We start from the raw sequence: 25,937 nt of genomic DNA, 5'->3' as shown, positions 1-25,937 counted from the left end.
GCCACCTGTGCAAAAAATCATCACCTTCAGTGTGCAACAAGACGCCGAAAGGTTAAACCTTCCGGCGCGTTATTTTACCCAAAAGAGCATCATTTCTTGGTGCCGCACTCAATACTCGGAGTTGACGATCACTTCTTCATTGAAGCTGCCGGCATGCGGCAGCGGGCGATACGTGGAGTTAGAGGCGCGCAGTACCCGGATGCCTCTAGCTCCCGCCTCACGCGCAGCGGTGATATCGTTGTCAGAATCGCCGTAGAACACCCGAATGTTCTTCTCTTTCAGCCATTGTGTTTTCGTGTTCTGCCCTGGATTATCGCCAGCAAAAATCACCGGATTCATGTTTACACCGGGGATCAGGAAATAGTCCTGCAGCGTTTTCGACACGGTTTCAGTTTGCGTTTGGCTGCGGCCAGTAACAAAGTAAATACTGTCACCGCGCTTCACGTGCATCGCGATCAGCGAACGGGCCACTTCTTTCGGAATGCTGAATGCATCCCAGCCGTTGTTCATTTTTTCCCAAAAAGCCGGATTTTTCAGATAATCTTGGCTGTCCGGCGAGTAGGTTCGCTGCCCACGCCAGAAGCCGGGGCTGGAAAAAAGGACGGTATCATCGATATCAAAACCAACCGCCATCGGTGGATGGCTAATCAGACTATTTTCGATTTGTGCCACAGAAACCCAGTGAATAGGCGCTTGCTCAGCCAATTTTGCTACATCAGTACCGGGGTAAAGCGGAGCAGGAGACGACGCGTGAGCCGTCACCGAAGCATTCAGTGCAAATAACAAGCAGACGGCACTGAGAGCTTGCGTAATCTTGCGCATAATTTCCCTTAATTCGTCGATTCGTTATTGTCATAAAGTGGGCAATAATTCCCAAAAACACTGGGACCTTACCGTTTGAGGTCGATGAAAGAAAGGATTATCTAAGAATAATCACAGAAAAAGTAAGGGGATCACATTTTGATTATTCGGAAACACTCTGGCTCAACACATGCCTTTGAGCCAGAGTGAGCACACACTTACATCACGGCAGCAAAGGCTTTCGCCACTCGTTGAACGTTACGACTGTTAAGCCCAGCAACGCACATACGGCCGCTGGCGATCAGGTACACGCCGAACTCATCGCGCAGTCTATCGACCTGCTGTGCACTCAGGCCGGTATAACTGAACATTCCGCGCTGCTTGAGCAGGTAATCGAAGTTGCCGTTCGGCATCTCTTCTTTAAGCACCGTCACCAACGCCTGACGCATCTCCAGAATGCGCGTACGCATCCCTTCCACTTCCGCCAGCCAGTTGGCTTTCAGCTCCGCATCGCCCAGCACTGCGGCAACCACCTGCGCACCGAAATTCGGCGGGCTGGAGTAGTTACGACGGACGGTCGCTTTTAGCTGACCCAGCACGCGTAGCGCGGTTTCGTTGTCTTCACAGATAATCGACAGGCCGCCAACGCGTTCACCGTACAGCGAGAAAATTTTGGAGAAAGAGTTGCTAACCAGTGCCGGAAGTCCCGCTTCAGCAATCGCGCGGATCGCATAGGCATCTTCATCCATGCCGGCACCAAAGCCTTGATAAGCGATATCGAGGAATGGGATCAGATCGCGGGCTTTCAACACTTCAACCACCGCGTCCCATTGCGCTGGAGTCAGATCCGCACCGGTTGGGTTGTGGCAGCACGGATGCAACAGTACGATGCTGCGCGCTGGCAGCGTACTGAGTTTTTCCAGCAGCGCATCAACGCGCACGCCGTTCGTTTCGCTGTCGAACCACGGGTAAGTGCCAACGGTAAAGCCCGCACCTTCAAAGATGGCAATGTGATTTTCCCAAGTGGGGTCGCTGACCCACACCCCGGAATCCGGGAAGTAACGTTTGAGAAAATCTGCGCCAACCTTCAATGCGCCTGAGCCGCCGAGAGTTTGAATGGTGGCCACGCGTTGCTGCTGAAGAACCGGATTATCCGCGCCAAATAACAAAGGTGCGACGGTGTGGCGATAGCTGTTAAGCCCTTCCATCGGCAGATACAACGAGGCACCGTGAGGCTGCGCATTCAGGCGCGCTTCGGCTTGTGCCACCGCCTGCAGCTGAGGAATGATGCCGTCTTCGTTGTAGTACAGGCCGATGCTGAGGTTAACTTTGTCGCTGCGCGGATCTTCTTTGAAGCGTTCCATTAACGAAAGAATGGGGTCGCCCGCATAGGCGTCAACTTTTTGAAACACGCGATGGTTCTCCAGGTTTACAGAAAGGCAGGTAATAACACAATAAACCGGATGGTGAGGAAGGTCGAGAGGTTGTTGCGGTTGCGGTGAACATTGCCGGATGGCGGCGTAAACGCCTTATCCGGCCTATAGTCAATGCGCGATGTAGGCCGGATAAGCGCAAGCGCCATCCGGCACAGCCACGCTTAATCGATATACTTCATTGCGACGCGCGACGTCAGACGCGTAATAAGTTCGTAAGCACTCACTTTCGTTATTTCAGCAATGCGCTCAACCGGCAGTCCTTGACCCCACATAATCACCGTATCACCGGTCTTATCTTCAGCCTCTGGGCCTAAGTCCACGCAGATCATGTCCATCGCCACGCGGCCGACAATCGGCACTTCGCGACCGTTCACCAGCACCGGGGTGCCGGAAGGTGCCGCGCGAGGGTAACCATCGCCATAGCCCATCGCCACCACGCCCAGACGGGTATCGCGTTCACTTATCCAAGTGCCACCGTAGCCTACCGCTTCACCGGCTTTGTGACTGCGCACCGCAATCAGGCTGGAAGTCAGCGACATCACCGGCTGCATACCAAAATCCGGCCCCCAGGGCTTTTGCTCCAGAGGTGATACGCCGTAGAGAATAATGCCTGGACGCGCCCAGTCGAAATGCGACTGCGGCCACAGCAAAATACCGCCGGAAGCCGCGATGGAGCGCAGCCCTGGTTTGCCTTCGGTAAACGTATTGAAGATATCCAGTTGGCGCTCCGTCGCGCCGCAATCAGGCTCATCGGCACGGGCAAAATGGCTGACGATATTCACCGGCTGACGTACGTTTTTACACTGGGTCAAACGCTGGTAGAACGCTTCGGCATCCTCCGGACGAACGCCCAAGCGGTGCATGCCGGTATCAAGCTTCATCCACACGGTCACCGGCTCGTTCAGCGTAGCGGTTTCCAGCGCCTCAAGCTGTTCGACGTTATGGACGGCGGTTTGCAGGTGCTGTGCAGAAATCGTCGGCAGGTCCGTGGCGTTGAAGAAGCCTTCCAGCAACAGGATCGGCTGAGTGATACCGCCCTCGCGCAGACGCAGGGCCTCTTCAAGACGAGCAACGCCAAAAGCGTCAGCGTCGGGGAGCGTTCGCGCGGTCTCAAGAAGGCCGTGTCCGTAAGCGTTCGCTTTCACCACCGCAACCAGCTTGCTGGCAGGTGCCAGTTCACGCAGACGTTGCAGGTTGTGTCGCAGAGCGCGGCGGTTAATGACTACAGTTGCCGCTTGCATTTGTGTTCCTTGATAAGTGTTTGCTTTATTGAGCGTTATTATTCGTCGTCGTACTGCGGGCCAGCGTAATTATCAAAACGCGACCATTGACCGTTAAAGGTCAGGCGAACCGTGCCGATCGGGCCGTTACGCTGTTTACCGATAATAATCTCGGCGATGCCTTTTAAGTCACTGTTTTCGTGATAAACCTCATCACGATAGATGAACATGATTAAGTCGGCATCCTGCTCGATGGAGCCGGATTCACGCAGGTCGGAGTTGACCGGACGCTTGTCCGCACGCTGTTCCAGGGAACGGTTAAGCTGTGACAGCGCCACCACCGGCACGTGCAATTCTTTGGCTAACGCTTTGAGCGAGCGGGAAATTTCAGCGATTTCCAGCGTACGGTTGTCGGAGAGCGACGGTACGCGCATCAGCTGGAGGTAGTCGATCATGATCAGGCCAATGCCGCCGTGTTCACGAGCGATACGGCGCGCACGGGAGCGCACTTCCGTCGGCGTCAGGCCGGAGGAATCATCAATATAGATGTTACGTTTTTCCAGCAGAATGCCCATGGTGCCGGAGATGCGCGCCCAGTCTTCATCGTCGAGCTGACCGGTACGAATACGAGTCTGGTCAACGCGCGACAGCGATGCCAAAGTACGCATCATAATCTGTTCTGATGGCATTTCGAGACTGAAGATAAGAACCGGCTTGTCTTGTAACATCGCCGCATTTTCGACGATGTTCATTGCAAATGTCGTTTTACCCATCGACGGACGCGCGGCGACGATAATCAAGTCTGATGGCTGCAGGCCAGCGGTTTTCTTGTTGAGGTCGTCGTAACCGGTGTTAACGCCGGTGACGCCATCATGCGGCTGCTGGAACAGCTGTTCGATACGTGCGACGGTGGCGTCGAGTACTTCGGTGATGTTTCGCGGGCCTTCGTCTTTGTTCGCCCGGCTTTCGGCGATTTTAAAGACGCGGGATTCTGCCAAGTCGAGCAAATCTTCGCTGGTTCGGCCCTGCGGGTCAAAGCCCGCTTCGGCGATTTCGTTGGCTACGGCGATCATTTCACGCACGACCGCACGTTCGCGGACGATATCGGCATAAGCGCTAATGTTCGCCGCACTTGGCGTATTTTTCGACAGCTCTGCTAAATAGGCAAAGCCGCCGACGCTATCCAGTTGCCCCTGTCGCTCTAGCGATTCCGCAAGCGTGATGAGGTCAATTGGGCTGCCGCCTTCCTGCAAACGCCCCATCTCGGTAAAGATGTGGCGGTGCGGACGGGTATAGAAATCGTCGGAAACCACGCGCTCGGCGACATCGTCCCAGCGCTCGTTATCCAGCATCAAACCGCCCAACACCGATTGTTCCGCTTCAATCGAGTGCGGCGGTACTTTCAGACCTGCAACCTGAAAATCGCGTTCACGCGCTTCAGTTTGCGGTTTGTTGAAGGGTTTATTTGCTGCCATAGTGAATGGTATTACCGAGATAAAGAGTGGGTCGAAAGATTACCACATAATCGTTCTGGAGGAAGCATGGCAACCCGTATTGAATTTAGCAAGCATGGCGGCCCGGAAGTGCTTAATGCCGTCGAATTCACCCCTAACGCCCCTGCTGAAAACGAAGTGCAGGTGGAAAACAAAGCCATCGGCATTAACTATATCGACACCTATATTCGCAGCGGCCTTTACCCACCGCCAACGATGCCAAGCGGGCTGGGCACAGAGGCTGCCGGCGTGGTCAGCCAGGTAGGCAGCAACGTTAAGCATATCAAAACGGGCGATCGCGTGGTGTACGCGCAGTCGGGGCTTGGTGCGTACAGCTCTGTGCATAACGTCCCTGCTGATAAAGTCGCCCTGCTTCCGGCGGCGATTTCTTACGAGCAAGCAGCCGCTTCTTTCCTGAAAGGTTTAACGGTCTTTTATCTGCTGCGCAAAACCTATGAAATCAAACCCGGCGAGCCATTTTTGTTCCACGCGGCCGCAGGCGGCGTGGGATTAATTGCCTGTCAGTGGGCAAAGGCGCTGGGCGCAAAACTTATCGGTACCGTTGGCAGCGCGGAGAAAGCGCAGCGCGCGCTGCAGGCAGGGGCTTGGCAAGTGATTAACTATCGCGATGAGAATATCGCCGAGCGGGTGAAAGCGATCACCGGCGGTAAAAAACTGCCAGTGGTCTACGATTCAGTCGGTAAAGATACTTGGGAAGCATCGCTGGACTGCATTCAGCGCCGTGGCCTGATGGTCAGCTTCGGCAACGCTTCCGGCCCGGTGACCGGCGTAAATCTGGGGATTCTGAACCAAAAAGGCTCGCTGTTCGTGACCCGCCCTTCTCTCAATGGCTACATCACCACCTATGACGAGCTAAAGGAAGCCAGCCACGAGCTGTTCTCGCTGATTGCCAGTGGGATCATTAAAGTGGATGTCGCGGAGAATCAAAGGTATCCGCTGAAAGAGGCACGACGCGCGCATGAAATTCTGGAAAGCCGAGTAACGCAGGGCTCGAGCCTGCTTATTCCGTAGGCTTGCTGCGGCACAAAAGACTAGGGCTTCCCGTAGGAAGCCCTTTCTTTTTTTGTTCGGCTGTATGTAGGGTACAGCTCGATGAATTCGTTAACGCCAGTAATAGTGACAGATTTTTTACGCGGTTCCTACGGCGTTTTATGCAAAACTTTTGAGGTTGTGACGAAGCCCTCAATACCTACGGTAGTTGTCGCGGTAGGTCTGATTTTTCGGTGACTTTATCGCCCGCACAATCCATACCGCCACGATGGCCAGCAGTAGCCACGGCAGGAGTTTAATCATCAACGCAAACAACCCACCCACAAACATCAGCACCGTCGCCACCACCAGCGCGGCGATAATGCCGAGCAGTGAAATGCCCGTGACCAGTAGCATGACAAAAAATCCAATCACAAATAATAGTTCCAGCATGGTCGCTCTCCCAGGATTCACACTTATTTCTCTGGGCTAATACATTACAAAAACCATGCCAAAAATAACCCATTGAATATAAACAAAAACGCCCCGCAGTGTTGTGCGAGGCGTGGTGAATTTGACCAAGTTTTAGCGAAAAAATTAGCGTTTATCAGCAACCAGCTTTAGCGCGTGTTCGAGCACATTAATATCCGCACCGGCTTTATGCGCATTTTCACTCAGGTAGCGACGCCACTGGCGCGCGCCCGGGATACCTTGGAACAAACCTAGCATATGGCGTGTGACGTGGCCCAAGTAGGTGCCGTTGCTCAGTTCGCGTTCAATGTACGGATACATTGCCCGCACAATGGCCACTGGATCGGCGTCCACATCGCTCGCGCCGAAGATCTCCCTGTCAACCGACGCCAGAATCCCCGGGTTTTGATAGGCTTCACGACCCACCATGACCCCATCCATATGCTCCAGATGCGTTTTCGCTTCTGCCAGCGATTTAATCCCGCCGTTGATGGACATCGTCAGATGCGGGAAGTCACGCTTGAGCTGATAGACGCGCGGATAATCCAGCGGTGGGATCTCACGGTTCTCTTTCGGACTTAGACCTGAAAGCCAGGCTTTGCGCGCATGGATAATAAACATCTCACACTCGCCGCGCCCGGATACCGTGTCGATAAAGTCACAGAGGAACTCGTAGCTGTCCTGGTCGTCGATACCGATACGGGTTTTTACCGTGACCGGAATATCGACCACATCGCGCATGGCTTTGATGCAATCGGCGACTAACTGGGCGTTGCCCATCAAGCAGGCACCGAACATGCCGTTCTGTACGCGGTCAGATGGACAGCCGACGTTGAGGTTAATTTCATCATAACCCCGCTCCTGCGCAAGCACAGCACACTGCGCAAGTGCCGCCGGATCGCTCCCGCCAAGCTGCAGAGCAATCGGATGCTCTTCGTCGCTGTAGGCCAAATAATCGCCCTTGCCGTGAATGATTGCCCCGGTGGTCACCATCTCGGTATACAGCAACGTGTGCTGCGACAGCAGGCGCAGGAAGTAGCGGCAGTGTCTATCCGTCCAGTCGAGCATCGGCGCGATGGAAAAACGGTGAGCGGGAAAAGCAGCGGACGAGGATTCTGACAACATGGCGATTATTTAAGCATCCGGAAAAATGGGCGGGTACTATAGCATAAAGCATAAGCAGGGAAAAAATGCAGCGTAGGCCGGATAAGCGCAGCGCCATACGCCACCATGCGGCACATTGCCGCATGGTGGCGTAAACGCCTTATCCAGCCTACAAGGTCTGTGGCTAGAAGGTGACACTCACCTGGGCGCCAGCGCCCCAAGTTTGGTCTTCGCCGTACAGCCCCATGAGGTCGAGGTGGACACGGTTAAACGGCGCAAAACCTACGCCGCCGGTGAAGACGTTGCTGTCGTTGTTCTTCACATCCGCGCGGTAACCTGCGCGTACAGCCAGCCAGTCCAGCGGACGCACTTCGGCGCCCACGCCAACGTACTGTGAACTCTCCTCGCTCTTAAAACCTTTGGTTTCAGTCAGATCGCCATCGGCGCTCAGCGTCAGCATATCGGTGTGCCACGCAACGCCTGCGGTAACCAGCGGGCGGATTTGGTAAGTGTCACGAATGCCCGCCACTTCCTTGGTGTCGATATCACGGGAGAATAAGTTTTGCCCGCTCAGCCCAACCGTCCAGTTATCGCCGAAATCGGCGCTCATCCCCGCATCAACGTTAAAACCAGTATCGTCGTTGCGATAACGACTGCTGTTGATATCGTCGCTGCTGAAGTTGTAGATCGAAGCGGTGTAGTTGTAGAGCCACGTTTTTTGCAGCTTAGGCGTTACGCCGAATGACACCGGCACGCCGCCAAAGTCGAACTGGCGAGCGATGGCGACACCGTAGTCGGAGACAATAGCCGCCCGGCCATAGCCTTTAGATTTCAAATCGTCAGGGCTGACAGCCAGAACTTGGGATGGCGTGGCCTGAATCCCACGCAGCATATCGATATCACTTTGTTTGATATCCGAGCTAATCCGCGCACGGGCGTTCGCTTTAGCCACAAACGCTACCGCTAACACATCGTTCGGGATTGAAATCGCCATCCCCGCGCCGGCCTTCGCCTGTGCGGTCTTCCCTTTTAGCGATGAAAGTTGATCCGCCAGATTACCTGCCGCGGATGATACCTGCCGGTATCCTAGACTACCTGGGATGAAAAGATCGGAGATATTAATCGAGTTCAACGTGCCGATGTAGCTATTCACGTCATCGCTGACATCGTCTATCTTGTTGCGCAGATCATCCTTGTCGGAAATCTGTGCGCCGATCGTCGGTAGAATCACCGTGATGTCATCATCAGGCTTTGCTTTCGCCAGCAGCGCTGGGTTTATCAACACGCCGCTGCCGTAATTCGCGGAAGCCACCCCGGTACCACCCATGGCGTCATTTCTGGCTTCCGTCCAGCCGTTTGCGGCCCCTGCCTGACCTGCCACTAAAAAAGAGACAGCTATCCCCATCAGCGAAAATTTTTCGTTTTTTTTCACAGTTTGCTCGTCTTATTGTCTGTTATGAAACAACCCTCCCTCCGTTATCGCCTGGAAGGAGACGAACTATTGCTGTGAATAACGGGACAAAAAGTGGCTTGTTCCCTTAACTGAAATTTTCTACGAGGCTGTCATTATTAGTAAGCGCCCTAATCTTTATAGAAGAAGATGGCTAATTTCGCCCAGGTTTTCCGTCATGTGGGCCGAAAAACTGCGGTGGGTGATCCACCCAGCGGTCTTCACGGGTCACGGCATACGAGGCATTTAGCGGGTAGTAAATGCGGTTAGTTCGCTTATTTGCCTCCCCAACCACCAGCAGCCGGACCTCTTCCGACGTATTGTTGATAAAGGTGTGGCAAACCCCGGTTCCCGCCGGAAAACCAACGCTATCACCAGGCTTAAGTTTCCACAGGTAGCCATTGATCCACGCCTGCGGATACCCTTCCAGCACGTAAATAAACTCTTCTTCATCGCTCTCCGCGTGCGGATAGGAAGTGCGCCGCCCCGGCGGTAAGCGTTCGTGGTGAATACCCAGGTGCCTAAGCCCTAACGCACGGGCCAGCGGCGCGCCAATCGAAAAACGCTCATCGCTATCGGGATAGCTGGAATCATCGGGGCCTTCAACGTCGTGCCAATGGCGAATGCAATCGGGTCTTTTCATTTTTTCGTCCTGAGTGTGAAGTACACCTGATATAACACACCTATAGCACACCGGTGGAAACTCGGCGTTTCTGGCATAACATGATAAAGTATGCGTTTGTTTCACCCGTAACCCGAGGATGCCGATGGATAAGACCACTACGCAAGAACTGTTAGCGCAGGCTGAAAAGCTGTGTGCGCAACGCGGCGTACGCCTGACCCCGCAGCGTCTGGAAGTGTTACGCCTGATGAGTCTGCAAGAAGGCGCGATCAGTGCCTACGATCTGCTCGATCTGCTGCGGGTCAAAGAGCCGCAGGCTAAGCCGCCCACGGTATACCGCGCGCTGGAGTTTCTGCTTGAGCAGGGCTTTGTCCACAAGGTCGAATCTGCCAACAGCTACGTGTTGTGTCACCTGTTCGATCAACCAACCCACACCTCCGCCATGTTTATCTGCGACCGCTGCGGCGTGGTAAAAGAAGAGTGTGCGGAAGGGGTCGAAGACATCATGCATGCGCTGGCGGCAAAAATGGGCTTCGCTCTGCGCCACAACGTGATTGAAGCACACGGCCTGTGTTCAGGCTGCGTTGAGGTCGAGGCCTGCAAAACGCATGAATGCTGCCAGCACGATCATACAATCCAGATTAAGAAGAAATCCCGCTAGCGAACGCTAAGCGGGATAGCGTACTTCCTTGTACGCGAGGGGTTTACCAGCGGTGGTTGTGACGCTTGTCCCAGCTATCGACCTCTTTTTCCGCCTGATCTTTCGCGTAGCCGTAACGCTCCTGAATTTTACCGACCAGCTGATCGCGTTTCCCTTCGATCACCGTCATATCATCATCGGTCAGTTTGCCCCATTGCTCTTTCACTTTACCTTTGATCTGTTTCCAGTTACCGCCGACTTCGTCTTTATTCATCATAAAATCCTCGGGAGTCAGTGAGTGAATAGCGAAAGGTTTTCTACAACACGAACATCTTTTTCGCTAAGCGTGAGATTAATTGTAGTCGGTCATTCTGGGTTCGTTTCACTATTCAGAATCTTTAACCATCACGCTAAGAAAACCAGCTCCCCTCGCGCCAGTGACGACGCCAGATAAACGCCAGCGACATACCACGCAATGCGAGGAATACGGCCAGCGCTAACCACAGTCCGTGGTTGCCTAGCGTCGGCAGCGCCAGCAGCGTGAGCGCAAAACCGGCCGCCGCGACCGCCATGCTGTTACGCATTTCAGCGCCGCGCGTCGCACCGATAAACATGCCGTCCAACAGGTAACACCACACACCAATCACCGGCAGCACGACCTGCCAGAGCACATAGCGGTCAGCCAACTGGCGCAGCTCAGGGATGGAAGTCAGCAGCGCGACAATATGCTCACCCAATAGCGCATAAACCAGCGCAAAGGCCAGCGCGACAACGCCCGCTTGGCGACATGCCGCCTGCCACACCTCAAGCAGTTTGCTGCCATCGCGTGCGCCGTAGGCTTGCCCAGAGTGGGCCTCTACTGCATAGGCGAATCCGTCCAATGCATAGGCCGTGAAGGTCAGCATGGTCATCAGCACCGCATTCACCGCCACCACGTCGCTGCCGAGTCGGGCACCAAAGACGGTCACCGCGCCAAAGCACAGCTGAAGCAGCAGCGAACGCAGCATAATGTCGCGGTTCAGCGCCAGTAGCCGTCGAAAGTCACCGAGCCAAGCCGTTTTCAGCATCGCCCATGAAATGCCACGCATGATCAGTACCTTGCGCACCATTCCCAGCCCAACCAAGAACGTTGCATATTCAGCAATCGCCGTTGCCAGCGCCGCCCCCTGCACGTTCATATGCAGCCCCATAACCAGCCACAGGTCGAGAACAATATTCAGCACATTCCCTACCACCAGCAATACCACCGGTGCGCGAGCATACTGTACGCCGAGTAGCCAGCCGAGCAGCACGAGGTTTGCCAGTGAGGCGGGGGCGCTGAGCCAGCGGATTGAGAGAAAACGCTGCGCTTGTTCCAGCACCTCGCCGCTGCCGCCGACGATGGAGAGCGCCAAATGAATCAGCGGGTTTTTGAACAGAATAATCAGCAGACCCGCGCCCAGCGCCAGCAAAAGCGGTTGTACTAAGGCTCGGGCCAGCGCCTGGGGGTCTTTGGCACCAAACGCTTGCGCCGTCAGGCCGGTGGTGCTCATGCGTAAAAACAGCAGCAGCATGAACAGGAAGCTGGTCGCCGTGGCCCCAATCGCCACGCCGCCCAAATAGACTGGACTATCGAGATGACCAATCACGGCAGTATCCACCAGTCCCAGCAAAGGCACGGTGATATTGGAGAAAATCATGGGTAGCGCAAGACGCCACAGGGCTTTATCGGCGGAGGTCAGTAGAGGCATGTGCATGAACCAGAAAGAAAAAAGGCTGCGATACCGAAAGCATCACAGCCATTTGAGAGCGGAGAAGGGTTACAACCACTCACCGTTGCGGATAACGCCAACGGCCAGCCCTTCGATGGAGAAGTTCTGCTGGCGCAGATCGACCACGATAGGGGAAAACTCGCTGTTTTCTGGCAGCAGTTCGACGACGTTACCCTGTTTTTTCAGGCGTTTTACCGTCACTTCTTCGTCAATGCGCGCCACCACAACCTGGCCGTTACGCACATCCTGGGTTTTATGCACAGCAAGCAGGTCGCCGTCCATAATACCAATATCTTTCATCGACATACCGCTGACGCGCAGCAGGAAGTCGGCGCTTGGTTTAAACAGCGATGGGTCGACCTGATAATGGCCTTCAATGTGCTGTTGTGCTAGCAGCGGTTCGCCCGCCGCCACGCGGCCAATCAGCGGCAAGCCCGCTTCTTCTTCCACCAGTAGGCGGATACCGCGAGAGGCACCGGAGACAATCTCAAGAACCCCTTTACGCGCCAGCGCTTTCAGGTGTTCTTCAGCCGCATTCGGGGAACGAAACCCCAAGCGCTGAGCAATTTCCGCACGCGTCGGCGGCATGCCCGTCTGGCTGATATGATCCCGGATGAGATCAAACACCTCTTGCTGCCTGGTCGTTAACGCTTTCATTCCGCCCCCTGGGTGTATATACAGTTATGCTGTGAGTATATACAGCTAGTGTCTATTTTGGAACCATAAAACGCAGGAAATCAGGCAGTTTTCACAGCTTTAGTGGAAATGAGACCACAATAAGATGCCCCAGGTGATAACCGCGACGAAAATCGCCAGCAGCACCGCGGCAGAACCCATATCTTTAGCGCGCCCGGACAGCTCGTGATACTCCGAGCCAATACGGTCAACGACGGCTTCCAGCGCACTATTAAGAATTTCCACTATCATCACCAACAGGACAGAGCCGATAAGCAACACGCGGGTGATAGGATCCACATCCAGCCAGCAGGCAATAATTATCGCCACTAAGGACGCAACCCCTTCTTGGCGGAACGCGGCTTCGTTTTGCCACGCCGCGCGAAATCCTTTCCAGGAATAACCTGCTGCTTTGATAATTCGGGTGATCCCAGTGGTATTATTGGCCATCTCAAGAACCTTTTACGTTATGCGTCAATGACAATGCGTATGTACATCGTTCTTCCCGTCGCCGCTGCGTTCGCCGCGTGGCCGCTACGAGAATCACTTAGTGTATTATTATGGAGCGGTAGAACAGAAATCCTGCCAACTTTCTGATATTCTTGCCGCGCATTTGCATGATTAACCAGAGGCTTTACATCGTTTATGTCCGGCTGGCCAAGAATTTACTACAAATTACTGAATTTACCATTAAGTGTTCTGGTAAAGAGCAAGTCTATTCCCGCAGAACCTGCTCAGGAATTGGGGCTTGATACATCGCGTCCAATTATGTACGTCCTGCCTTACAACTCTAAGGCTGACTTACTGACGCTCCGCGCCCAATGTTTGGCGCACGACCTGCCCGATCCGTTTGAACCGTTAGAAATCGACGGCACCTTGCTGCCGCGCTACGTGTTCATCCACGGCGGGCCGCGCGTGTTCACCTATTACACGCCGAAAGAAGAGTCGATCAAACTGTTCCACGATTACCTCGACCTGCACCGCAGCAACCCAGATCTGGATGTGCAAATGGTGCCGGTGTCAGTGATGTTCGGTCGTTCTCCGGGTCGTGAGAAAGGCGAAATTAACCCGCCGCTGCGTATGCTGAACGGCTTCCAGAAATTCTTCGCCGTCTCTTGGCTCGGTCGCGATAGCTTCGTGCGTTTCTCGCCGTCCGTCTCCCTGCGCCGCATGGCCGACGAGCACGGTACGGATAAAATTATCGCTCAGAAGCTGGCGCGCGTTGCCCGTATGCACTTTGCCCGTCAGCGTCTGGCAGCGGTAGGCCCACGTCTGCCTGCGCGTCACGATCTGTTCAAAAAGCTGCTGGCATCAAAAGCTATCGCCAAAGCAGTAGAAGATGAAGCGCGCAGCAAAAAAATCTCCCACGAAAAAGCGCAGCAGAACGCCATTGCGCTGATGGAAGAGATTGCGGCTAACTTCTCCTACGAGATGATCCGCCTGACTGACCGTATCCTGAGCTTTACCTGGAACCGTCTGTATCAGGGGATTAACGTGAATAACGCCGAGCGCGTACGCCAGCTGGCGCACGACGGCCACGAGATTGTTTATGTGCCCTGCCACCGCAGCCACATGGACTATCTGCTGCTCTCATACGTGCTCTATCACCAAGGTTTGGTGCCGCCGCATATCGCCGCGGGTATCAACCTGAACTTCTGGCCAGCAGGTCCGATTTTCCGCCGTCTAGGTGCGTTCTTTATTCGCCGTACTTTCAAAGGCAACAAGCTTTATTCCACCGTGTTCCGCGAATACCTCGGCGAGCTGTTCAGCCGCGGTTACTCCGTGGAGTACTTCGTGGAAGGTGGTCGTTCCCGTACTGGTCGCCTGCTGGATCCGAAAACCGGCACGCTGTCGATGACCATTCAGGCAATGCTGCGCGGCGGCTCCCGTCCTATCACCTTAGTGCCGATTTATATTGGCTACGAACACGTGATGGAAGTGGGCACCTATGCGAAAGAACTGCGCGGTGCCACGAAAGAGAAAGAAAGCCTGCCGCAGATGCTTAAAGGTCTGAGCAAGCTGCGCAATCTCGGCCAAGGCTACGTCAACTTCGGCGAACCAATGTCGCTGATGACCTACCTGAACCACCATGTTCCGGAATGGCGCGAGTCTATCGACCCGATTGAAGCCGTGCGTCCAGCGTGGCTGACGCCAACCGTCAACAAAATGGCGGCAGAGCTGATGGTGCGTATCAACAACGCCGGTGCGGCTAACGCCATGAACCTGTGCTGTACCGCGCTGCTGGCTTCGCGTCAGCGTTCTCTGACCCGTGAGCAGCTCACGCAGCAGCTGGATTGCTATCTGGCCCTGATGCGTAACGCGCCGTACTCTGCAGATGCTACCGCACCGAAAGCCACCGCCAGTGAGCTTATCGACCACGCACTGCAGATGAACAAGTTCGAAGTCGAGAAAGACACCATCGGCGATATCATCATTCTGCCGCGCGAGCAGGCGGTGCTGATGACCTACTATCGCAACAACATTGCGCACATGCTGATCATGCCGTCGCTGCTGGCGTCGATTATGACGCAACATCGCGAAATCAGCCGTGAGCAGGTTCTGGGCTATATCGACACCCTGTACCCAATGTTGAAGGCCGAGCTGTTCTTACGCTGGAAACGCGAAGAACTGCCGGTGGTTATCGGTACGCTGATTGCCGAAATGGTGCGTCAGGAATTGATTACCGAACACGACGGCAAGCTGCACATCAATGCTTCGCATTCCCGTACCCTGCAACTGCTGGCCGCAGGCGCGCGCGAAACGCTGCAGCGCTACGCGATCACCTTCTGGCTGTTGAGCGGCAACCCGTCGATGAACCGCAGTACGCTGGAGAAAGAGAGCCGTACCATGGCGCAGCGTCTGTCCGTTCTTCACGGTATCAACTCGCCGGAGTTCTTCGATAAGGCGGTGTTCTCATCGCTGGTGTTAACGCTGCGCGATGAAGGCTATATCAGCGACAGCGGCGACGCCGAGCCGGAAGAGACGATGAAGGTCTACCAGATGATGGCAAGCCTGATTACCTCGGACGTGCGCTTGACGATTGAGAGCGTAACGCAAGAAGAAGCGGCGCAGTAAAAACAAAAATCCCCGGTCTTAGCCGGGGATTTTTTTATCGCGTGGTGGCCAAATGCCGCGCCTGATGGCGCAGCGCTTATCAGGCCTACAAACTTTCGTAGGCCGGATAAGGCGTTTTACGCCGCCATCCGGCAAGGTCGTTTTCAAAACTGCCAGTAGCTCATCGCCAACCCAATAAACAGCACCAGCCCGACATAGTTATTGTTCAAGAACGCTTGGAAACACGGGCCGCGCTCGCGGTGGCGAATCAGCTTTTGCTGATAAACAAACAGCGCTCCGGCAATCAGGATTGACCAGTAAAATTCCCACTGCAGACCATTTAGCCAACCAATAGCCACCATCAGCGCCAGCACACACGCTTGGAGAATACCGATAATTAAGCGGTCATTTTTGCCGAATAAAATCGCCGTCGATTTGATACCGATTTTGATGTCATCATCGCGATCAACCATCGCATATTGGGTATCGTAGGCCACCGCCCAAAGAATATTCGCCAGCAGCATCAGCCAGCAGCTCAGCGGCAGGGATTCGCTCACCGCGGCAAATGCCATCGGAATTGACCAGCCAAATGCCGCCCCCAACACAACCTGCGGCAGATGCGTGTAGCGCTTCATAAACGGATATACCCAAGCCAGCGCCAGACCGGCGACCGACAGCAGGATGGTCATAGTATTGAGCGTGAGAACCAGCAGGAACGACAGCAGCACCAGTACAGCAAACAGGATGCGCGCCTCTTTCTCGCTCACCGCGCCGCTTGGTAGCGGACGGTTAGCCGTGCGTTTGACATGGCCATCAAATTTGCGGTCAGCGTAGTCATTCACCACGCAGCCAGCGGCGCGCATTAGCCAGACGCCAGCGACAAACACCGCGAGGATCCACAGCGGTGGCACGCCCGGTGCCGCGACCCAAAGTGCCCACAGGGTTGGCCACAGCAGTAACAGCGCGCCGATGGGTTTATCCGTGCGCATCAACTGATGATAAGCCAGCAGCTTGTTCGGCCTCAGACTCCTCTCCATTTTTTCTTCCTCTTAGTACAACGGCGACGCCGGCAAAAACAGCTCGGTCAGGAGCAGTGGTTTTCCACTCAAACGGAGCCGTGAACGACGCCCCCACAGCGCATCATGGCGGCCAATTTCAATAAAATCTCGGGTCAACTGGGAGGACGTAAACAGATACCGGCCTAACGGCGTTTGTCCCAGTTGCTGTAATGCCAGCTCCGGTCCACATAAGGTGGACTCCGGTACGACGGTGCGCCCGGCAAGCCACGGCTCTCCCCCGACGCACAATAATATTTCTCGCAGCCAATAGCGAGGTTCATCGGCGAGCAAATGCTGCTCATCAACCAGCCCATCGCGACGAATAAATTCTTCGTTTAATAGCGTTACGCTAACGGGTTTTCCATACTGCTCAAACCGTTTGGTCATCGAATCTTCCAGCATCAGCCAATCGCGCTGGGCCGGTTCAAGCGGGGGAATGACGTCAAAATAGTGCAAAGCACGCAGCTGCGTCAGTGCAGGGTGCGACATGCCTGTCTCTCCAATACATAGCGTTGAGCCATTGTATCGCAGAAAGTCACTGTAGGGGGTGCAGGAATGGTCAAATACGATCATTGGCGCAACAGCAGTGCAACAGTTTGCCGCGCGCAACAAAAAAGGTGTGCCCACACGGGCACACCGAAAGGCTTCGCCTAAACATCGGCGCTGCGGGGAGAACTTACCCCTTGCCTTTTACAGCGCCAATAAAGGTGGAACGAGCAGATTTGGAGCCTAAGCGTTCGGCTTCATTCATCAATTTCAGGGCCTTATCGATATCGCCTTTGGCGACGGCCTGTTTGATCCCGTTGTTAAAGTAGCTTTCCGTATCGTTCAACATCGGTTCAGCTTTTGCAGCAGGCGCTGCCGCGACGGCCGTTGCTGCAACCGGCGCTGCGTAGGCTGGTGCGGCGGTATTACCAACGGTGACCGGTGCCGGGCCGGAGGAGCCGAACAGCGGGCCAACCAGTACGCTGGAGCTGCTATTGGTTTTCACCTTCAGCTTCACCAAACCGTCGGTGGTGTGTTTCGCAACCGGGTCAGGAATATCTGGGATCGCGTTGCCAATCCCTTTCGCATAGGCTTTGGCCGGATCCAGCAGCGTGGTGGTCTGCTGGAGATCTTTTTCCGTGGTAAAGACCAGCACGTACAATTTTTGCTGGCCCAGCGCAGGCGTCAGGCGCATTTCGCCTTCCAGACGGTCAGCGCTCATCACACCCGGTGCCTGGTAGGTAAAGTAGCTGCTTGGGAAGTAGGCAGAAGGCGTCATATTCTGATCGAGAATCAACACGTTCGGCGCAAATACGTTGGTTTGTTTGTTGACTTCGCTGGTCAGTGTTAGCGTCAGTTCACCGATGTTAGCCGGGACGCTGTAGGCCACCACGTTGCCGGTAATGCCCGGTACGTTCAGGCTCTGACCACCGGTAGAAAGTTGGGTAGACTGGACTTTAGATTGGTCAACCGGCGTCCAGGTCAACTGCTGAAGAGCAGAGGTTGGAATCGTCGGCGCGGCGCTGGTGTTTTGCGGCACATAGTTAACGTCTGCGAGGCTGATGCCCGGGACGCTTGCCATTAATCCAGCGGATAAGCACAGGGCAACGAGACTTTTTTTCATTTTCATTATGATGACCTCAGAAAGCAGAGATCCAGCGGTAGCCAGGCAATAGCGCGCTAAACCTCAAGGAACAGAGGGGCTTGCGCCCCTCGTCGGTTGTTACATCAGGTTAGTGCTGAATTACCACCAGATTTCCATCTGTGCACCGAAGGAGAACTCATCGCTGTCGCCACGACTGTTGGTAGATACACCAGAGCTGTTGGAGGCTGCGTAACGAGTCGCGTTACCGTTGCTGTCTTTAACATAACCCCAGTTTTCATCCCACTTCGCGTAAGTGGCGAATACGCGGATTGCTGGACGAGACCAGATGCTATCGCCAGCCTGCCACTGTTGTGCCAGGGTGATTTTGTACTGGTTGTTACGATCGCCAGTCTGCTGGGATTTCACGTTGTCATAGCCCACTTCCAACAGGGTGCTCATGATAGGCGTCCATTTGTACATTGGACGAATACCAACGGTCCACCATTCGGTACCCAGGTTAGTATCCATATCAAGCTTCTGATACATACCGACGTACATCAGATCCCAGTTGTCGCCAAGAGAGATGGCACCGTGGTCCAACACGCGCCACAGATTACCGTTGTTGTTGATGCGGTTGTTAACGTGGTAAATAACCGGATCTGTTGGTGAAGCCTGAGTGGTAAAGGTTTCGCCATAGGTACCTTGGGACTGACCTTTACCCTGAGTTGTCATCGCATCACTTGCGTACTGCAGAACAAACTTGTTATAGCCCTTCAGCATGCTCTGCGTATGTTCAGCGGTGAACATCCAACCATCTTTAGATGCGTCATCCGCATAGCTATAACCGTCGGTTTTGTTTGCGCGGCCATAATCAACACCCAGCTCCAGAACACCATCTGGGTTAGTCTGCAGACCAGCTAAGCGGACATCGAATACATCGTTCGCGGTGTCTTTGGATTTGTCATAGATATTCTGGCTGCTAAAGATATAAGAACCGCCAGCTTCCTGAGAACGGGTTGCTGCCAGAGACAGTTTACCGAAGCCCAAATCGATGTTTTCGATACCCGCACCAGGACCGGAGATATCCCAGTAGTAGAAGTCGATCATGTGAACGTCATGACGCTGGTAGAAACGCTTACCGGCCCAGATGGTGGAACCTGGCAGCCATTCAATCAGGTTTTTACCCTGCACGTTTGCTTCACGGAATGCCGGGTCAGTTGCTTCCCAGTCATTCTGCTGTGCAACGGAATAAGCTACGTTGGTGTCGAAGTAGAAGCTCTTATCGCCCTCTTTCCACACTTCCTGACCTAATTTAAGCTCAGCATAGGTCTCACATTCGTTACCGAGACGGTATTTACTTTGTGCACCAGTTGCTTGGAAACACTGTTGTTCGCCACCGCTACCCGTCCAGCCAATGCCGGAACGTGCGTAGCCATGAAAATCTACGGCCATTGCCTGAACAGACATAATGCCTGCTGCTACGGCAACCGCCACGGGGAGTTTGCGCAGAGTAATCATCTATTCTATCTCCTGAGATCATTGCTTTTCTTTAACATTCCACCCGGTAACGCCTTATCGCTGGCGGTGTAAGGGCTTCATGCTTGTTTTGTTATGGGGCTCTTAAACGCCGGGTTCTTTATGCAGCCGACGACATGCGGTGCCATCTTCACGGAACAGATGACAGCGCTCTGGCGGCAAACCGATGGCGAATGTGGCACCCTCTTTTACCAACACCACGTCGTTCTGGCGGTACACCAGGTTTTGACGAATGGCGGGGATCTGGATATGAATTTGTGTTTCGTGACCAAGCTGTTCAACCACATTCACCACGCCTTCCAGCGTTACGTCGGCGATATGGCTAGGCAGCAGGTGTTCCGGGCGAATGCCCAGCGACATATTGCTGCCCACGTTGACGTTATTACTTTCCACCGGTAACCAGACCTGCTGGCGGTTTGGCAATTCCACCTGCACCTGGTCAATGGCGGTTGCCGTGACTTTCACCGGCAGGAAGTTCATTTTCGGCGAGCCGATAAAGCCCGCAACAAAACGGTCGGCCGGATAGTGGTACAGCTCCAGCGGTTTACCCACCTGCGCCACGCGACCGGCGTCCAGCACCACGATTTTGTCCGCCAGGGTCATCGCTTCAACCTGGTCGTGGGTGACGTAAATCATCGTGCGGCCCAGACGTTTGTGCAGACGGGAAATTTCAATACGCATCTGAACGCGCAGCGCGGCATCGAGGTTGGAAAGCGGTTCATCAAGCAGGAAGACGCGAGGCTCTGCCACCAGCGTACGGCCAATGGCGACACGCTGACGCTGACCACCGGACAGGGCTTTCGGTTTACGTTCAAGCAGGTGGGCCAGTTGCAGTACCTCAGCAACCTGAGTGACGCGCTGGTTAATCACCTCTTTTTTGGCGCCGGCCAGTTTCAGACCGAAGGACATATTTTCAGCGACGGACAGGTGGGGATACAGCGCATAGGACTGGAACACCATACCCACGCCGCGTTCGGCAGGCGGGATGTCATTCATGCGGGTTTCGCCGATAAACAAATCACCGCTGGTGATGGTTTCGAGGCCTGCGATCATACGCAGCAAGGTTGATTTACCGCAGCCCGATGGCCCGACAAACACCACGAATTCCCCTTCCTGGATATCGAGGTTGATATCTTTTGATACCACCACGTCACCCCAGGCTTTCGTTACATTGCGTAGCTGTACGTTCGCCATGCCCTTCTCCCTCGTTACAACTTGTCACCAAAAGACACAATCAAGATGGGCTGACTATGCAACAGCCATCAGTTTGGTGAATCCTCCACCCCCCCGGTTTTTTATGGGGGAGGAGGCGGGAGGATGAGAAGGCGCGGTCTGCCCCCGATGACATCTGGTACTGACGAAGATCGTGATGGGGGTTGCAAAAAACGGCGCTTTATTTTGTGCGCTGGGACTCATAACCGGGAATTATGTTACAGAGATCACACTTATACCCCCTAGGGCGTAGACCCCAGGAGGATGGAAAGGGGTTGCTAAAAAAGGAAACTCATCAACGTTAAACCACCTCTGTGTATCCACGAGTACATCACCACCAAGAAAGGACGGGATATATGAAAATCAAAACTGGCGCTCGCATCCTCGCGCTGTCCGCATTGACCACGATGATGTTTTCCGCCTCTGCTCTGGCAAAAATTGAAGAGGGAAAGCTGGTTATCTGGATTAACGGCGACAAAGGCTATAACGGCCTTGCCGAGGTAGGTAAGAAATTCGAAAAAGATACCGGTATCAAAGTCACCATTGAGCACCCTGACAAGCTGGAAGAGAAATTCCCGCAGGTCGCGGCAACCGGCGACGGCCCGGACATCATCTTCTGGGCGCATGACCGCTTTGGCGGCTACGCGCAGTCTGGTCTGCTGGCTGAAATCACCCCAGACAAAGCGTTCCAGGACAAACTCTATCCGTTCACTTGGGATGCCGTACGCTATAACGGCAAGCTGATTGCTTATCCAATCGCGGTTGAAGCGCTGTCGCTGATTTACAACAAAGACCTCGTCCCTAATCCACCAAAAACGTGGGAAGAAATTCCGGCACTGGATAAAACGCTGAAGGCGAAAGGCAAGTCTGCGCTGATGTTCAACCTGCAAGAACCGTACTTCACCTGGCCGCTGATTGCAGCCGACGGCGGTTATGCCTTCAAGTTTGAAAACGGCAAATACGACGTGAAAGACGTGGGCGTGGATAGCGCTGGTGCGAAAGCGGGTCTGACCTTCTTGGTTGACCTGATTAAGAACAAACACATGAACGCGGATACCGACTACTCCATCGCTGAAGCGGCCTTTAACAAAGGCGATACCGCGATGACCATCAACGGTCCGTGGGCATGGTCCAACATCGATAAGAGCAAAATCAACTACGGCGTCGCGCTGCTGCCAACCTTCAAAGGCAAGCCGTCTAAACCGTTCGTTGGCGTGCTGAGCGCGGGTATCAACGCAGCTAGCCCGAACAAAGAGCTGGCGAAAGAGTTCCTCGAAAACTACCTGCTGACCGATCAGGGTCTGGATGAAGTGAACAAGGACAAACCGCTGGGTGCCGTCGCGCTGAAATCCTTCCAGGACAAGTTAGCGAAAGACCCACGCATTGCAGCCACCATGGATAACGCCCAGAAAGGCGAAATCATGCCGAACATCCCACAGATGTCTGCATTCTGGTATGCCGTTCGTACCGCAGTCATCAACGCTGCCAGCGGTCGTCAGACCGTCGATGCCGCGCTGAAAGATGCACAAGGCCGTATCACTAAGTAATGCTGTCGCGAGGGTGCCGGATGGCGGCATAAATGCCTTATCCGGCCTACAGCACACCGTAGGCCTGATAAGCGCAGAGCCATCAGGCGCTCTCCCAGCAACAAGATTTCATCGCTGTAGAGGAAGATCCCCATGGATGTCATTAAAAAGAAACATTGGTGGCAAAGCGACACGCTGAAATGGTCAGTGGTTGGTCTGCTTGGCCTGCTGGTGGGTTACCTTGTAGTTTTAATGTATGCACAAGGGGAGTACCTGTTCGCCATCATGACGCTGATTTTAAGCTCAGCTGGCCTGTATATTTTCGCCAACCGTAAAACCTACGCCTGGCGCTACGTTTACCCTGGTATGGCCGGGATGGGGCTGTTCGTTCTTTTCCCACTGGTTTGTACTATCGCCATTGCTTTCACCAACTACAGCAGCACCAACCAGCTCACCTTCGAGCGCGCACAGCAGGTGCTGATGGACCGCTCCTATCAGGCGGGCAAGACCTATAACTTCAGCCTCTTCCCAGCGGGCGATGAGTGGCAGTTGGCCCTCACCGACGGTGATAGCGGTAAAAATTATCTCTCCGAAGCCTTTAAGATCGGCGGCGAGCAGAAGCTGCAGCTGAAAGAGACCGAAGCACTGCCGACCGGTGAGCACGCCCAACTGCGCGTCATCACTCAAAATCGTCAGGCGCTGAACCAACTGACCGCCGTACTGCCTGATGAAAGCAAAGTCACCATGAGCTCGCTGCGCCAGTTCTCCGGCACCCAGCCGCTCTATAAACTTGCCGACGACGGCCAACTGACGAATAACCAAACCGGCGTGAAATATCGCCCTAACAGCGAAATTGGTTTCTACCAGACCGTTAACGCTGACGGCAACTGGGGCGATGAAAAGCTCAGCCCAGGCTACACCGTGAGCATCGGCTGGGATAACTTCACTCGCGTCTTTACCGACGAAGGCATCAAGAAGCCGTTCTTCTCTATCTTTGTCTGGACGGTGATCTTCTCCATCGTGACGGTTGCCCTAACCGTGGCGGTCGGCATGATTCTGGCCTGCGTGGTGCAGTGGGAATCGCTCAAGGGCAAAGCGATTTATCGCGTGCTGTTGATTCTGCCGTATGCCGTCCCGTCGTTTATCTCGATACTGATTTTCAAGGGACTGTTTAACCAAAGCTTTGGTGAAATCAACATGATGCTGAGCGCGCTGTTCGGTATCAAGCCAGCCTGGTTTAGCGACCCGACCACTGCGCGTTCGATGATCATTATCGTCAACACCTGGCTTGGCTACCCGTACATGATGATCCTGTGCATGGGCCTACTGAAAGCCATTCCGGATGACCTGTATGAAGCCTCGGCAATGGATGGCGCCGGGCCGTTCCAGAACTTCTTTAAGATTACGTTCCCGCTGCTGATTAAGCCGCTGGCACCGCTGATGATTGCGAGCTTCGCCTTTAACTTTAACAACTTCGTTCTGATTCAGCTGTTGACCAACGGTGGCCCTGACCGACTCGGCACCACCACGCCGGCCGGCTATACCGACCTGCTGGTCAGCTACACCTACCGTATCGCCTTCGAAGGCGGCGGCGGCCAGGACTTCGGTCTGGCGGCAGCCATTGCCACGCTTATCTTCCTGTTGGTTGGCGCGCTTGCGGTAGTGAACCTGAAAGCCTCACGTATGAAGTTTGATTAAGGGAGACAACGATTATGGCTATGGTACAACCCAAATCCCAGAAACTGCGTCTCTTCACCACGCACCTTCTGCTACTGATTTTTATTGCGGCAATTATGTTCCCGCTGCTGATGGTCATCGCCATCTCACTGCGCGAAGGTAACTTCGCCACCGGCAGCCTGATCCCAGAGAATATCTCTTGGGAACACTGGAAACTGGCGCTGGGCTTTAGCGTGGAACATGCAGATGGTCGCGTAACCCCGCCGCCTTTCCCTGTGCTGCTGTGGCTGTGGAACTCGGTGAAAATCGCGGGCATCACCGCTATCGGTATCGTCACACTGTCCACCACCTGCGCTTACGCTTTTGCCCGCATGCGCTTCCCAGGTAAAGCGACGCTACTCAAAGGGATGCTGATTTTCCAGATGTTCCCGGCGGTGCTGTCACTGGTCGCGTTGTATGCCTTGTTTGACCGTCTGGGCCAGTACATTCCGTTCATCGGCCTGAACACTCACGGTGGGGTGATCTTCGCCTACCTTGGCGGCATTGCGCTGCACGTGTGGACGATTAAAGGCTACTTCGAAACGATTGATAACTCGCTGGAAGAAGCGGCTGCGCTGGACGGTGCAACGCCTTGGCAGGCATTCCGCCTGGTGCTGTTACCGCTTTCTGTGCCGATTTTGGCAGTGGTATTCATCCTGTCATTTATCGCTGCTATTACTGAAGTGCCGGTCGCATCGCTGCTGTTACGCGATGTGAACAGCTACACCCTGGCCGTGGGTATGCAGCAATACCTCAACCCGCAAAACTATTTGTGGGGCGACTTTGCCGCTGCGGCTGTCCTTTCCGCCATCCCTATTACCGTGGTCTTCCTGCTCGCGCAGCGTTGGCTGGTAAACGGCCTCACGGCCGGCGGCGTGAAGGGCTAAGTTTCATCGTTAATGCCACTGCTATCATCCTCAACTTGTTATAACCCTAACTTGTGACTGTTTGGCGCTCTTCGGAGCGCCCTTTTTTTGCCCGTCGGTCGGGCGTAGGCCCGGTTCCGGGTTGCCTGATGGCGCTGCGCTTATCAGACCTACTCGCGCTTAAGGCGCTTCGAGTTACATAGCCAAAGGGTGATCACCAGCAGCAAAATGGCAGCGGAATAGATCAGCACATCCAGCGGGGATTTATGATCGACAATGATCAGCCGCACAATCGCCGTGATCCCGATATAGACAAAGTAGCGCAACGGGAAATGAAAGCCCGACTGAAAGTACTTCACAATCAGGGCGATAAATTCGAAATACAAGAAGTAGACCACCAGACCTTCCACCAGCGCGTACTTGCTGGTGCTCTCTGGCGCGAACAGTGCGTCTGCCAGATGTAGCGTCTCTTTACCGAGGAAAACGACCAGGATCAGGCCAAGACTGAGCAGACCCAGATTTAACACGGTCTGCAGAATGGTGGAGATGAACTCTACGCGTGGACGAGATAGCGACGTCATGGCTAACACCTCTTTCGCGGGGCCGAGATCTTTGTATAGCGCAGAAGTGTGATCTAGATCTAGTTTTTTATCGCATTCGAGGGTGACGGGTTCGCTGGCTTCTGCCCGATGGCGCTACGCTTATCGGGCCTACGAAGATAGGCTCAGGGCCAAAAAGTAGGCCGG

The 25,937-nt window shown here is 54.4% G+C and carries 24 protein-coding genes; 6 read left to right on the top strand and 18 right to left on the bottom strand.

Annotation, left to right across the window (positions count from 1 at the left end; translation table 11 throughout):
* Nucleotides 1-108 precede the first annotated feature (108 nt).
* From aphA to dnaB, 4 genes are all read right to left on the bottom strand, one after another.
* Nucleotides 109-822, bottom strand: coding sequence for an acid phosphatase AphA (aphA, locus tag AB4K05_RS22685; protein ID WP_368481962.1), 714 nt, complete (start codon nt 820-822; stop codon nt 109-111).
* A gap of 197 nt (nt 823-1,019) precedes the next feature.
* A complete protein-coding gene (gene tyrB, locus AB4K05_RS22680; protein ID WP_368481961.1) occupies nt 1,020-2,213 on the bottom strand; it encodes an aromatic amino acid transaminase in 1,194 nt (397 codons plus the stop codon).
* Between the two features lie 185 nt (nt 2,214-2,398).
* Nucleotides 2,399-3,478 (bottom strand): alanine racemase, encoded by a 1,080-nt coding sequence (alr, locus tag AB4K05_RS22675; RefSeq protein WP_368481960.1) that lies wholly within the window; start codon nt 3,476-3,478, stop codon nt 2,399-2,401.
* 38 nt (nt 3,479-3,516) lie between these two features.
* Complete coding sequence (gene dnaB / locus AB4K05_RS22670) at nt 3,517-4,932, bottom strand: replicative DNA helicase (protein ID WP_368481959.1); 1,416 nt, start codon at nt 4,930-4,932, stop codon at nt 3,517-3,519.
* Nucleotides 4,933-4,998: 66 nt separating this feature from the next.
* Here dnaB and AB4K05_RS22665 point away from each other — a divergent pair, with 66 nt between their 5' ends.
* Nucleotides 4,999-5,982, top strand: a complete 984-nt coding sequence (locus tag AB4K05_RS22665) for a quinone oxidoreductase (RefSeq protein ID WP_368481958.1) — start codon at nt 4,999-5,001, stop codon at nt 5,980-5,982.
* A gap of 171 nt (nt 5,983-6,153) precedes the next feature.
* Here AB4K05_RS22665 and pspG read toward each other — a convergent pair whose 3' ends face one another.
* From pspG to AB4K05_RS22645, 4 genes are all read right to left on the bottom strand, one after another.
* The gene (gene pspG, locus AB4K05_RS22660; protein ID WP_368481957.1) at nt 6,154-6,393 is read right to left on the bottom strand and encodes an envelope stress response protein PspG; all 240 of its coding nucleotides are present in this window, start codon (nt 6,391-6,393) and stop codon (nt 6,154-6,156) included.
* Nucleotides 6,394-6,537: 144 nt separating this feature from the next.
* The gene (gene dusA, locus AB4K05_RS22655; RefSeq protein WP_368481956.1) at nt 6,538-7,536 is read right to left on the bottom strand and encodes a tRNA dihydrouridine(20/20a) synthase DusA; all 999 of its coding nucleotides are present in this window, start codon (nt 7,534-7,536) and stop codon (nt 6,538-6,540) included.
* A gap of 163 nt (nt 7,537-7,699) precedes the next feature.
* Nucleotides 7,700-8,947 carry a conjugal transfer protein TraF gene (locus AB4K05_RS22650; RefSeq protein WP_368481955.1) on the bottom strand — a complete coding sequence of 416 codons (1,248 nt, stop codon included), beginning with the start codon at nt 8,945-8,947 and terminating at the stop codon, nt 7,700-7,702.
* 172 nt (nt 8,948-9,119) lie between these two features.
* A complete protein-coding gene (locus AB4K05_RS22645) occupies nt 9,120-9,608 on the bottom strand; it encodes a cupin domain-containing protein (RefSeq protein ID WP_368481954.1) in 489 nt (162 codons plus the stop codon).
* A gap of 124 nt (nt 9,609-9,732) precedes the next feature.
* Here AB4K05_RS22645 and zur point away from each other — a divergent pair, with 124 nt between their 5' ends.
* Complete coding sequence (gene zur / locus AB4K05_RS22640; protein ID WP_368481953.1) at nt 9,733-10,248, top strand: zinc uptake transcriptional repressor Zur; 516 nt, start codon at nt 9,733-9,735, stop codon at nt 10,246-10,248.
* 43 nt (nt 10,249-10,291) lie between these two features.
* Here zur and AB4K05_RS22635 read toward each other — a convergent pair whose 3' ends face one another.
* The 4 genes from AB4K05_RS22635 to AB4K05_RS22620 all read right to left on the bottom strand — a co-directional run bounded on the left by AB4K05_RS22635 (nt 10,292) and on the right by AB4K05_RS22620 (nt 13,103).
* Nucleotides 10,292-10,501 carry a CsbD family protein gene (locus AB4K05_RS22635; RefSeq protein WP_368482010.1) on the bottom strand — a complete coding sequence of 70 codons (210 nt, stop codon included), beginning with the start codon at nt 10,499-10,501 and terminating at the stop codon, nt 10,292-10,294.
* Nucleotides 10,502-10,637: 136 nt separating this feature from the next.
* On the bottom strand, nt 10,638-11,957 hold the full coding sequence (dinF, locus tag AB4K05_RS22630; protein WP_368481952.1) for an MATE family efflux transporter DinF: 1,320 nt from the start codon (nt 11,955-11,957) through the stop codon (nt 10,638-10,640).
* Between the two features lie 69 nt (nt 11,958-12,026).
* Nucleotides 12,027-12,635: a transcriptional repressor LexA gene (lexA, locus tag AB4K05_RS22625; RefSeq protein WP_061283367.1), complete on the bottom strand. Its 609-nt coding sequence runs from the start codon at nt 12,633-12,635 to the stop codon at nt 12,027-12,029.
* A 99-nt stretch (nt 12,636-12,734) separates the two neighbouring features.
* Nucleotides 12,735-13,103, bottom strand: coding sequence for a diacylglycerol kinase (locus tag AB4K05_RS22620; protein ID WP_368481951.1), 369 nt, complete (start codon nt 13,101-13,103; stop codon nt 12,735-12,737).
* Between the two features lie 195 nt (nt 13,104-13,298).
* On the opposite strand from AB4K05_RS22620, the gene plsB reads away from it, so the two are divergent.
* Nucleotides 13,299-15,728, top strand: coding sequence for a glycerol-3-phosphate 1-O-acyltransferase PlsB (gene plsB / locus AB4K05_RS22615; RefSeq protein WP_368481950.1), 2,430 nt, complete (start codon nt 13,299-13,301; stop codon nt 15,726-15,728).
* Nucleotides 15,729-15,871: 143 nt separating this feature from the next.
* Here plsB and ubiA read toward each other — a convergent pair whose 3' ends face one another.
* The 5 genes from ubiA to malK form a co-directional block, all read right to left on the bottom strand.
* Entirely contained in the window at nt 15,872-16,744 is an 873-nt protein-coding gene (ubiA, locus tag AB4K05_RS22610) for a 4-hydroxybenzoate octaprenyltransferase (RefSeq protein WP_368481949.1), read from the bottom strand.
* A 12-nt stretch (nt 16,745-16,756) separates the two neighbouring features.
* Entirely contained in the window at nt 16,757-17,254 is a 498-nt protein-coding gene (ubiC, locus tag AB4K05_RS22605; protein WP_368481948.1) for a chorismate lyase, read from the bottom strand.
* Between the two features lie 187 nt (nt 17,255-17,441).
* Entirely contained in the window at nt 17,442-18,380 is a 939-nt protein-coding gene (gene malM / locus AB4K05_RS22600; RefSeq protein ID WP_368481947.1) for a maltose operon protein MalM, read from the bottom strand.
* A gap of 114 nt (nt 18,381-18,494) precedes the next feature.
* A complete protein-coding gene (locus AB4K05_RS22595; RefSeq protein WP_368481946.1) occupies nt 18,495-19,853 on the bottom strand; it encodes a maltoporin in 1,359 nt (452 codons plus the stop codon).
* Nucleotides 19,854-19,955: 102 nt separating this feature from the next.
* The gene (malK, locus tag AB4K05_RS22590) at nt 19,956-21,065 is read right to left on the bottom strand and encodes a maltose/maltodextrin ABC transporter ATP-binding protein MalK (RefSeq protein ID WP_368481945.1); all 1,110 of its coding nucleotides are present in this window, start codon (nt 21,063-21,065) and stop codon (nt 19,956-19,958) included.
* 374 nt (nt 21,066-21,439) lie between these two features.
* On the opposite strand from malK, the gene malE reads away from it, so the two are divergent.
* From malE to malG, 3 genes are all read left to right on the top strand, one after another.
* Entirely contained in the window at nt 21,440-22,630 is a 1,191-nt protein-coding gene (gene malE, locus AB4K05_RS22585) for a maltose/maltodextrin ABC transporter substrate-binding protein MalE (RefSeq protein ID WP_368481944.1), read from the top strand.
* A 132-nt stretch (nt 22,631-22,762) separates the two neighbouring features.
* Nucleotides 22,763-24,307, top strand: coding sequence for a maltose ABC transporter permease MalF (malF, locus tag AB4K05_RS22580; protein ID WP_368481943.1), 1,545 nt, complete (start codon nt 22,763-22,765; stop codon nt 24,305-24,307).
* 14 nt (nt 24,308-24,321) lie between these two features.
* Nucleotides 24,322-25,212 carry a maltose ABC transporter permease MalG gene (gene malG / locus AB4K05_RS22575; protein WP_062777991.1) on the top strand — a complete coding sequence of 297 codons (891 nt, stop codon included), beginning with the start codon at nt 24,322-24,324 and terminating at the stop codon, nt 25,210-25,212.
* 149 nt (nt 25,213-25,361) lie between these two features.
* Here malG and psiE read toward each other — a convergent pair whose 3' ends face one another.
* Nucleotides 25,362-25,772: a phosphate-starvation-inducible protein PsiE gene (gene psiE / locus AB4K05_RS22570; protein ID WP_368481942.1), complete on the bottom strand. Its 411-nt coding sequence runs from the start codon at nt 25,770-25,772 to the stop codon at nt 25,362-25,364.
* Nucleotides 25,773-25,937: the final 165 nt, after the last annotated feature.

Source organism: Kluyvera sp. STS39-E (assembly GCF_040932435.1).
GTDB lineage: Bacteria > Pseudomonadota > Gammaproteobacteria > Enterobacterales > Enterobacteriaceae > Kluyvera.
The sequence above is the reverse complement of the archived record's forward strand: the minus strand, read 5'-3'. Positions and strand labels throughout refer to the sequence as shown.

Excerpts from the sequence above, each read along its gene's own strand:
- malM (WP_368481947.1), bottom strand. The coding sequence starts at position 18,380 with ATGAAAATGAAAAAAAGTCTCGTTGCCCTGTGCTTATCCGCTGGATTA.
- plsB (WP_368481950.1), top strand. The coding sequence starts at position 13,299 with ATGTCCGGCTGGCCAAGAATTTACTACAAATTACTGAATTTACCATTA.
- dusA (WP_368481956.1), bottom strand. The coding sequence starts at position 7,536 with ATGTTGTCAGAATCCTCGTCCGCTGCTTTTCCCGCTCACCGTTTTTCC.
- lexA (WP_061283367.1), bottom strand. The coding sequence starts at position 12,635 with ATGAAAGCGTTAACGACCAGGCAGCAAGAGGTGTTTGATCTCATCCGG.
- aphA (WP_368481962.1), bottom strand. The coding sequence starts at position 822 with ATGCGCAAGATTACGCAAGCTCTCAGTGCCGTCTGCTTGTTATTTGCA.
- malF (WP_368481943.1), top strand. The coding sequence starts at position 22,763 with ATGGATGTCATTAAAAAGAAACATTGGTGGCAAAGCGACACGCTGAAA.
- ubiA (WP_368481949.1), bottom strand. The coding sequence starts at position 16,744 with ATGGAGAGGAGTCTGAGGCCGAACAAGCTGCTGGCTTATCATCAGTTG.
- AB4K05_RS22645 (WP_368481954.1), bottom strand. The coding sequence starts at position 9,608 with ATGAAAAGACCCGATTGCATTCGCCATTGGCACGACGTTGAAGGCCCC.
- ubiC (WP_368481948.1), bottom strand. The coding sequence starts at position 17,254 with ATGTCGCACCCTGCACTGACGCAGCTGCGTGCTTTGCACTATTTTGAC.
- AB4K05_RS22665 (WP_368481958.1), top strand. The coding sequence starts at position 4,999 with ATGGCAACCCGTATTGAATTTAGCAAGCATGGCGGCCCGGAAGTGCTT.
- dnaB (WP_368481959.1), bottom strand. The coding sequence starts at position 4,932 with ATGGCAGCAAATAAACCCTTCAACAAACCGCAAACTGAAGCGCGTGAA.
- AB4K05_RS22620 (WP_368481951.1), bottom strand. The coding sequence starts at position 13,103 with ATGGCCAATAATACCACTGGGATCACCCGAATTATCAAAGCAGCAGGT.
- zur (WP_368481953.1), top strand. The coding sequence starts at position 9,733 with ATGGATAAGACCACTACGCAAGAACTGTTAGCGCAGGCTGAAAAGCTG.
- malK (WP_368481945.1), bottom strand. The coding sequence starts at position 21,065 with ATGGCGAACGTACAGCTACGCAATGTAACGAAAGCCTGGGGTGACGTG.
- psiE (WP_368481942.1), bottom strand. The coding sequence starts at position 25,772 with ATGACGTCGCTATCTCGTCCACGCGTAGAGTTCATCTCCACCATTCTG.
- AB4K05_RS22595 (WP_368481946.1), bottom strand. The coding sequence starts at position 19,853 with ATGATTACTCTGCGCAAACTCCCCGTGGCGGTTGCCGTAGCAGCAGGC.
- alr (WP_368481960.1), bottom strand. The coding sequence starts at position 3,478 with ATGCAAGCGGCAACTGTAGTCATTAACCGCCGCGCTCTGCGACACAAC.
- pspG (WP_368481957.1), bottom strand. The coding sequence starts at position 6,393 with ATGCTGGAACTATTATTTGTGATTGGATTTTTTGTCATGCTACTGGTC.
- malE (WP_368481944.1), top strand. The coding sequence starts at position 21,440 with ATGAAAATCAAAACTGGCGCTCGCATCCTCGCGCTGTCCGCATTGACC.
- AB4K05_RS22635 (WP_368482010.1), bottom strand. The coding sequence starts at position 10,501 with ATGAATAAAGACGAAGTCGGCGGTAACTGGAAACAGATCAAAGGTAAA.
- dinF (WP_368481952.1), bottom strand. The coding sequence starts at position 11,957 with ATGCCTCTACTGACCTCCGCCGATAAAGCCCTGTGGCGTCTTGCGCTA.
- malG (WP_062777991.1), top strand. The coding sequence starts at position 24,322 with ATGGCTATGGTACAACCCAAATCCCAGAAACTGCGTCTCTTCACCACG.